This window comes from Sphingobacterium suaedae, from assembly GCF_042684625.1.
Taxonomy (GTDB): Bacteria; Bacteroidota; Bacteroidia; order Sphingobacteriales; family Sphingobacteriaceae; genus Sphingobacterium; species Sphingobacterium suaedae.
This window is the reverse complement of sequence record NZ_JBHULR010000016.1, coordinates 1-561: the sequence shown is the minus strand read 5'-3', so window position 1 is coordinate 561 and position 561 is coordinate 1. Positions and strand designations below refer to the sequence as shown.

2 tRNA genes and 1 rRNA gene are annotated in these 561 nt (G+C 48.8%); all 3 read right to left on the bottom strand.

Going from position 1 to position 561, the window contains the following annotated elements:
- A 23S ribosomal RNA gene (locus tag ACFSR5_RS18200) occupies positions 1-86 on the bottom strand; the annotation flags it as partial.
- 143 nt (positions 87-229) lie between these two features.
- Positions 230-303 (bottom strand) — tRNA-Ala (locus ACFSR5_RS18195).
- Between the two features lie 14 nt (positions 304-317).
- Positions 318-394, bottom strand: a tRNA-Ile gene (locus ACFSR5_RS18190).
- Positions 395-561 lie beyond the last annotated feature (167 nt).

The window sequence follows — 561 nt, the reverse complement described above, 5'->3', positions numbered from 1 at the left end:
GATCCCCGTGGCTTATCGCAGCTTATCACGTCCTTCATCGCCTCTGAGAGCCTAGGCATCCCCCGTGTGCCCTTGTTTACTTTCTTCGCGCATATACCCCTTTTGCTAGGTATATGGCTGCCTTATGATATCCCTTAATAAATAAGGAATACATTGCTGTTGTCTTCTCTTGTGTCTTCTTTCTTTCAATATGTCAAAGAACTCTTTCCTGTGCTTTCAGCACAGAACGTGGAGAATAACGGATTCGAACCGTTGACCCCCTGCGTGCAAGGCAGGTGCTCTAGCCAGCTGAGCTAATTCCCCTCTTTCCGTTGGCCTGGTAGTCCCGAGCAGACTTGAACTGCTGACCCCTACATTATCAGTGTAGTGCTCTAACCAACTGAGCTACGGGACTAGCTTATCTTTCTCATCTTTCTCGGTATCCGGCGCCTCTTTTCCTAAAGGGGGCGGGCACTTTCTTCTAATGTTTCTCTTTTGTGTGATCATGATCGTGCGTAACGAGCATCAATACCGGATGCTCTAGAAAGGAGGTATTCCAGCCGCACCTTCCGGTACGGCTAC